Origin of the sequence: Phenylobacterium sp. (genome assembly GCF_024508875.1) — a bacterium.
In the GTDB taxonomy this organism is placed as follows: domain Bacteria; phylum Pseudomonadota; class Alphaproteobacteria; order Caulobacterales; family Caulobacteraceae; genus Phenylobacterium.
In genome coordinates this window covers 1-7,030 of record NZ_JANINU010000117.1, presented here as the reverse complement: position 1 = coordinate 7,030, position 7,030 = coordinate 1, and the positions used below count along the sequence as shown (strand labels likewise).

The 7,030-nt window shown below is 70.2% G+C and carries 8 protein-coding genes; 6 read left to right on the top strand and 2 right to left on the bottom strand.

Features of this window, described 5'->3' with window-relative positions; all coding sequences use genetic code 11:
• From Q0L11_RS10135 to Q0L11_RS10115, 5 genes are all read left to right on the top strand, one after another.
• Window positions 1-228 (top strand): citrate/2-methylcitrate synthase (locus Q0L11_RS10135; RefSeq protein ID WP_296597056.1); only part of this gene is annotated, 228 nt, incomplete at its 5' end.
• Window positions 229-387: 159 nt separating this feature from the next.
• Entirely contained in the window at window positions 388-1,332 is a 945-nt protein-coding gene (locus tag Q0L11_RS10130) for a cation diffusion facilitator family transporter (protein WP_296597054.1), read from the top strand.
• Between the two features lie 80 nt (window positions 1,333-1,412).
• Window positions 1,413-2,105 (top strand): glutathione S-transferase family protein, encoded by a 693-nt coding sequence (locus Q0L11_RS10125; protein WP_296597053.1) that lies wholly within the window; start codon window positions 1,413-1,415, stop codon window positions 2,103-2,105.
• The gene (gene queG, locus Q0L11_RS10120; RefSeq protein ID WP_296597052.1) at window positions 2,086-3,222 is read left to right on the top strand and encodes a tRNA epoxyqueuosine(34) reductase QueG; all 1,137 of its coding nucleotides are present in this window, start codon (window positions 2,086-2,088) and stop codon (window positions 3,220-3,222) included. Before Q0L11_RS10125 ends, queG begins: the two co-directional genes overlap by 20 nt.
• 50 nt (window positions 3,223-3,272) lie before the next feature.
• A complete protein-coding gene (locus Q0L11_RS10115) occupies window positions 3,273-3,977 on the top strand; it encodes a DUF899 family protein (RefSeq protein ID WP_296597051.1) in 705 nt (234 codons plus the stop codon).
• A gap of 4 nt (window positions 3,978-3,981) precedes the next feature.
• Here the strand turns inward: Q0L11_RS10115 and rfbC are convergent, their stop codons facing one another.
• On the bottom strand, window positions 3,982-4,533 hold the full coding sequence (gene rfbC, locus Q0L11_RS10110) for a dTDP-4-dehydrorhamnose 3,5-epimerase (protein ID WP_296597049.1): 552 nt from the start codon (window positions 4,531-4,533) through the stop codon (window positions 3,982-3,984).
• A 34-nt stretch (window positions 4,534-4,567) separates the two neighbouring features.
• Between rfbC and Q0L11_RS10105 the strand changes: the two genes are divergently transcribed.
• Window positions 4,568-5,599: a glycosyltransferase family 2 protein gene (locus tag Q0L11_RS10105; protein ID WP_296597048.1), complete on the top strand. Its 1,032-nt coding sequence runs from the start codon at window positions 4,568-4,570 to the stop codon at window positions 5,597-5,599.
• Window positions 5,600-5,706: 107 nt separating this feature from the next.
• Here Q0L11_RS10105 and argE read toward each other — a convergent pair whose 3' ends face one another.
• On the bottom strand, window positions 5,707-6,873 hold the full coding sequence (gene argE / locus Q0L11_RS10100) for an acetylornithine deacetylase (protein WP_296597047.1): 1,167 nt from the start codon (window positions 6,871-6,873) through the stop codon (window positions 5,707-5,709).
• Between the last annotated feature and the right edge of the window lie 157 nt (window positions 6,874-7,030).

The following is a 7,030-nucleotide window of genomic DNA, read 5'->3' as shown; positions in this document are numbered from 1 at the left end:
GCCATCCTGCGCGAGCACAAGCCGAACCGGTCGCTGGAGACCAACGTCGAGTTCTACACGGCGCTGCTGCTGGAGGCCCTGGACTTCCCGCCCAGCGCCTTCACCTGCGTCTTCGCCATGGGCCGGGTGGCCGGTTGGCTGGCGCATGCGCGGGAACAACTGGCCGGCGGACGGCTGATCCGCCCCGCCAGCCTGTACGTGGGGCCAATGCCGAAGAAGGCGGCGTAGGCGCCTTTCCCTCCGGTCATGGGGAGGGTGGCTGCGAGCGAAGCAAGCAGACGGGTGGGGAAGTCACGACGGGGCGCTGAGCGTGAACCACACTTCCCCACCCGTCTCGCTGCGCTCGCCACCCTCCCCATTAGGGGGAGGGAGCGTTATGTGTCGGCCATGGCCACCAACGCTCGCCTGACCGCCGCCGAGACCTCCGCGCTGACGCGGCGGGTCACCTTGCTGTCCGTGGGGACGGCGGCCGTGCTGGTGGCGATCAAGCTGGCGGCGTGGCTGGCCTCGGGCTCGACGGCTATGCTGGCGTCGATGGCGGACTCAGGCCTCGACCTGATCGCCTCGCTCGGCACCGCCTTCGCCGTCCGCTACGCCGCCGAGCCGCCGGACGCCGAGCACCGGTTCGGCCATGGCAAGGCCGAGGCCTTCGCCAGCCTCATGCAGGCGGGCCTCGTCTTCGCCTCGGCGGCGCTGATCGCCCGCGAGGCCGTCGGCGATTTCACCGCGCCCCATCCGCTGCGGCAGGAAGGCTGGGCCGTGGCGGTGATGGTGGTGTCCACGGCGCTGACGGCCCTGTTGATCGCCGCGCAGACGCGGGTGCTGCGGCAGACCAGTTCGGTGGCCGTGTCGGGCGACCGGGCGCACTACGCCACCGACCTCGCCTCGAACATGATCGCCCTCGTCGGCATCGGCGCGTCGGCCTGGCTGGGCGTCAACGGCTTCGACGCGGCCGCCGCGCTCGCGGTCGCCGCCCTGTTGCTCTGGGGCGCGATCAGCGTGTTCCGCGAGGCGGCGAGCCAGCTCATGGATCGCGAACTGCCCGACGACGCGCGCGCCGAGATCGTGCGGCTGGTCTCCGAGGACTCCCGCATGACCGACGTCCACCAGCTGCGGACCCGCATGTCCGGGCCCTATGTCCATATCCAGATGCACGTCGACCTGGACCCCGACCTTACGCTGGAGACGGCGCACCAGGCGATCGTCGCGGCCGAGAAGCGGATCCTCACGGCCTTCCCCGCCGCGGACATCATCATCCACGCCGATCCGCGCGGGCGGGCGGAACCGCATGGGGGCGCGTTCGCTGAATCCACAGCCACGTCAACGCAGTAAACGACCCGTTAAGCCGCGAGGCGTCTGTTGGCGTTCCAACGATTCGCGTATGAGCCGCGCCCCTTCCCGTACATGCTCCGATGACCGTCGAACGCACCCTGCACCACTTCCCGCTCGACCCGGCCTCGCGCCAGGTGCGCCTGGCGCTGGGCGAGAAGAGGCTGCCGTTCACGGATGTGTCGGTGCGGTACTGGGAGCGCCCGCGCGAACTGACCAAGATGAACCCCTCGGGCATGGTCCCGGTGTTGGTCGAGGCCGAGGCGGGCAAGCCGCCGCTGGTGCTGTGCGAACCCCGCGCGATCCTCGACCACCTGGAGGAGACCTACCCCGACCCGCCGCTGTTCGCGCCGGGCGATCCGGCCGAGCGCGCCGAAGCGCGGCGGCTGATCACCTGGTTCGAGCGCAAGTTCGAGTTCGAGGCGTCGGGCTACATTCTGCACGAAAAGATCGAGAAGCGCCTGCTGGGCCTGGGCGCGCCCGAGCTGGCCAACCTGCGCACCGGCAAGGAGGGGCTGAAGAACCACCTCTACATGCTGGACCAGCTTCTGCAGGCGCGAGAGTGGCTCGCCGGACGGCGGATGTCGCTGGCCGATTTCGCGGCCGCGGCCCATTTCTCGGTGATCGACTACTTCGGAGACATGCCGTGGCGCGAGTTCCCGGCGGTCAAGACGTGGTACATGAAGATGAAGTCGCGGCCCGCGTTCCGGCCGCTCCTGCAGGACCGCTGGCCGGGGCTGCACCCCGCCGGCCACTATGACGACCTCGACTTCTGACCCGACCGAGCCGATCCGAGCCGAAGCCGTCATAAGAGATGAGGCTGGGGCGCTCGGCTTCGACGTCTGCCGCTTCACCGACATCGACGAGGCCTGGCCCGCCGCGGGACGGCTGGACGCGTTCGTCGCCGCGGGCCGGCACGGCGAGATGGGCTGGATGGCCGAGACCGTCGAGCGCCGCCGCCAGCCGCGCGCCATGTGGGCCGACGCGCGCTCCGCCATCGTGCTGGGCGTCAACTACGGGCCGGACCGCGATCCGCTGGAGATCCTTGCGCGCCGCGACCGCGCCGCCATCAGCGTCTATGCGCAAGGGGACGACTACCACGACCTGATCAAGAGCCGGCTGAAGGCGCTGGGCCGCTGGATGCAGGGCCGGTTCGGCGGGGAGCTGAAGGTGTTCGTCGACACCGCTCCGCTGTTGGAGAAGCCGCTGGCCGAGCGTGCGGGCCTGGGCTGGCAGGGCAAGCACACCAACCTCGTCAGCCGCGAGTTCGGCTCGTGGCTCTTCCTGGGGTCGATCCTGACCACGCTGGAGCTGGCGCCCGACGCGCGCGACGCCGGCGGCTGCGGCACATGCCAGGCCTGCCTCGACGTCTGCCCGACGAATGCCTTCCCGGCGCCCTACCAGCTCGATGCGCGGCGCTGCATCTCGTACCTGACCATCGAGCTCAAGGGGCCGATACCGCGGGACTTCCGGCCCTTGCTGGGCAACCGGATCTATGGCTGCGACGACTGCCTGGCGGTCTGCCCCTGGAACAAGTTCGCCCACGCCGGCCGCGAGCTGAAGCTGGCGGCGCGCGAGGCGCTGGTCGCGCCTTCGCTGGCCGAGCTCTCCCGGCTGGACGACGCGGCCTTCCGCGCGCTGTTCTCGAAGAGCCCCGTGAAGCGGATCGGCCGCGAGCGGTTCCTGCGCAACGTGCTGTACGCCATCGGCAATTCGGGCGACGCCTTGCTGGCGGCGGAAGCCGAGCGGCTGCTGGACGACCCCTCGCCGCTGGTGCGGGGCGCGGCCGTGTGGGCGCTGTCGCGGCTGCTGGCGCCGCAAGCGTTCGACGCCCTGCGTCGGAATTGTCGGGCGGAGAGCGATCCCGACGTCCTCGAGGAATGGTCGGCCTGAGGAAACCTTGGACGGCCGCGGCCGATTGAAGCCTCAGATGGGAGATCACGATGCCGGACGCCCCCACCCTCGCCCCCGCGGCCGAACTCGCCGCGCGCAACACCACCCGATTCCCGAACGAGAGCGCCGAATACCGCGCGGCCCGCAACGCCCTGTTGGCCGAGGAGATCGAGCTGCGCCGCCATCTGGAGCGGGTGGCGGCCCAGCGGCGGGCGCTGCCCCCCGGCGGCGAGGTGACGGCGGACTACCGCTTCATGGGCGAGAACGGGGCCGCGAGCCTGGCCGATATGTTCGGCGATAGGGACACCCTGGTCCTCTATAGCTGGATGTTCGGGCCGCAGCGGGAGCGGCCGTGCCCGATGTGCACGAACCTGCTGAACGCCTGGGACGGCGTCGCGCCCGACATCCGCCAGAACGTGGCGCTGGCCGTGGTGGGCCGGGCGCCGATCGCGCGGCAGATCGCGGCGAAGGTGGAGCGTGGCTGGCGCCACCTGCCGATGTATGCCGACCTGGACGACGCGTTCAGCCGCGATTTCCACGCCATCGCGCCCGACGGCAGCGACATGCCGGGCTTCAACGTCTTCACGAAGTCGGGCGACGTGGTCCGCCACTTCTACAGCGGCGAGATGGGGGGCGATCAGGCCGATCCGGGCCAGGACCCGCGCGGGGCCCCCGACCTGTCGCCGCTGTGGACGGTGCTGGACATGACACCGGCGGGGCGCAGGCCCGACTGGTATCCGAAGCTGAGCTACTAGAGGTCTAGAAGCCGAGCGATCCGAGGTCCTTCAGGCGCGGGAGTTTCGTGTCTTTCTCGGAAAGCAGCGGTTCGCCGTCCAGCGGCCATTCGATGCCGAGGTCGGGGTCGTTCCAGATCACGCCGCCTTCCTCGGTCGGGGCGTAGAGGTTGTCGACCTTGTAGAAGATCTCGCACTCCTCCGTGAGCGTGCAGTAGCCGTGGGCAAAGCCGCGCGGCACCCAGAGCTGCTCACCGCCGTCCGCCGTCAACTCGGCGCTCACGGTCTGGCCGTAGGTGGGCGAGCCCTGCCGCAGGTCGACCACCACGTCGAAGATGGCGCCGGTCAGGGCGCGGATGAGCTTGCCCTGGGAGGTGGCGCCCTTCTGGAAGTGCAGGCCGCGGATGATGCCCTTGCGCGAGCTGTAGGCCTGGTTGTCCTGGACGAACGTCGTATCGGCCGCGCTGCCGGCCAGCGCCTTCTGGCTCCAGGTCTCGGAGAACCATCCCCGCGCATCGCCATGACGCTTCGGCGTGATAAGCAGGACATCGGGAATGGCGAGCGGCGTGATCGTCATCGGTGATCCAAACAGTGCGGGGTGTGGCTGTCGCATGGCGCAGCAACGAGGCGATGACAAGGCCGAACACCCAGCAGTGACCGTCTGCGTGATCGCCTACAACTCGGGGCCGACCCTGCGCACCTGCCTGGAGCGCCTGGGCGCCCAGACGTTTCGCGATTTCGAGGCGTTGGTGATCGACAACGATTCGCCCGATCCGGGCGACGCGGCGATCGCGGCGGAGTTCCCCTGGGTGCGCCTGATCCGGAACGATCGGAACCTCGGTTTCACCGGCGCCGGCAACCAGGGCGCCCGCGAGGGTCGGGGCCGCTGGTACGTGCTCCTGAATCCCGACGCCTATGCCGAGCCGGACTGGCTGGAGAAGCTGGTCGCGGCGGCCGCGCGGTATCCCAAGGTCGCGTCCTTCACCTCGCGCCAGATGGTGGAGGGCGAGCCGGGCCTGCTGGACGGGCTGGGCGACGTGATGAGCATCACGGGCATCCCCTACCGCGGCGGCTATCTCAATCCGGACCGGGGCGAGGCGCGCGAGGGCGAGGTGTTCAGCCCCTGCGGCGCGGCGATGATGATCGACCGGGCGCTGTTCCTGGACCTGGGCGGCTTCGACGAGGACTTCTTCTGCTACGGCGAGGACGTGGACCTGGGCTACCGGCTGCAGCTTGCGGACCAGCCGACGTTGCTGGTCCCGGACGCCGCCATCCATCACGTGGGGTCCGCCTCGTCGGGCGGGCGCAAGTCGGAGTTCGCGGTCTTCCACGGCACGCGCAACCGCTTCTGGGTGCTGTTCAAGAACACCCCGGCCCTGCTGCTGCCGCTGGTCGTACCGCTGCACCTGATGGCCCTGGTGCTGATCTACCTGAAGAAGGACAACCGGCCGCACATCCGGCTGATCCTGAAGGCGGTGAGCGCGGCGTTTGCCGGAGCACCGAAGATCTTCCGCACGCGGGCGGCGGTCCAGAAGCTTCGTCGCGCATCGCTGGGGCAGATCGCGGGCGCGATGACCTGGAGCCCGCGCGACCTGTCGCGACGCCGCCCGGTGATCCGGCCGCTGCGAACGTCGGCGCGGTAACCCCCTCTCGCTTCGCGAGCTCCCCCAAAGGGGGAGCAGCTACACCGCATCGGATCCTCCCCCTCTGGGGGAGGTCCCGAAGGGGGGGCCTCCCCCGCACCCAGCCCCTACCCCTCCGCGGCCCACTCGATCAGGCGGCGCATGAACTGGGCGCCGCGTTGGAGTTGGGCGATCTCGACGAACTCGTCGGGCTGGTGGGCCTGGTCGATGGAGCCCGGGCCGCAGATGACGGTGGAGAAGCCCGCCTGCTGGAACTGGCCGGCCTCGGCGGCGAAGGCGACGACGCGCGGGGGGCCGTTGTCGCCGGCCATGCGGCGGGCGAAGACCTCGGCCGCGCCCTCGGCTTCGGGCATGAAGGGCGGGACGTTGGTCTTCAGCTCGACCACGACACCCGCCTCGGGCGCGCGCGCCTTGAGCGCCGCGTCCATCGCCGCGCATTCGGCCAGGAACGGGGCGACGATCTCTTCCGGCGTCCGCGGACCGGGGGTGCGCAGGTCGAAGACGAAGCGGCATTCGCGGGCGATGATGTTGTGGGCGGTGCCGCCATGGACCTCGCCGATGGTCAGGGTCGGGCCCTTGGGCGTGAACGGCGAATTGGGATCGGCCTCGTCCCACAGGCGCGCGGACAGGGCGTTGAGCGAGCCCATCAGCTTCACCGCCTCCATCACCGCCGAGACGCCCAGGTGCGGCTGGCTGGAGTGGCACTCGCGGCCGGTGACGGTGACGTGGAAGGTGGCGATGCCCTTGTGGCCGTTCACCGCCTCCATGTTGGTGGGCTCGCCGACCACGACGACGGCCGGGGCCGGGAGCTCTCGGCGGATGACCTCGATCATGCTGGGCGCGCCGAGGCAGCCGATCTCCTCGTCGTAGGAAAAGGCCAGGTGGACGGGCCTTCGGGCGGTCTTGGCGAGTTCCGGCGCGGCGGCGAGGGCCAGGGCCAGGAAGCCCTTCATGTCGCAGGTCCCGCGGCCGTAGAGGCGCTCGCCCTTCTGGGTCAGTTCGAAGGGGTTGCTGGTCCACGGCTGGCCGTCCACCGGAACCACGTCGGTATGGCCCGACAGCACCGCGCCGCCGGCGACGGCGGGCCCGATGGTGGCCAGAAGGTTCGACTTGTCGCCGTCCTCGTTGGGCACGCGCCGGTGCGGCACGCCAAGGCCGTCGAGATAGCCCTCCACCCATTCGACCAGCGCGAGATTGGAGCCTCGCGAGGTGGTGTCGAAGCTGACCAGCTTCGCCAGGAGGTCGCGGGCGGCGGGATAGAGGTCGGCGTTCATCGCCTAGGCATAGCCCCCTGTCGCCCGGCCCACAAAGGAAAGCCGGCGCGTGCTAAGGCGTCGGCGTGGACGCGCAGGGAGCAGGCGGAATGGGCATCGTAATGCGCCGGGCGCGGCGCGAGGACGTGGCCGCCATCGTCGCCCTGCTGGCCGACGA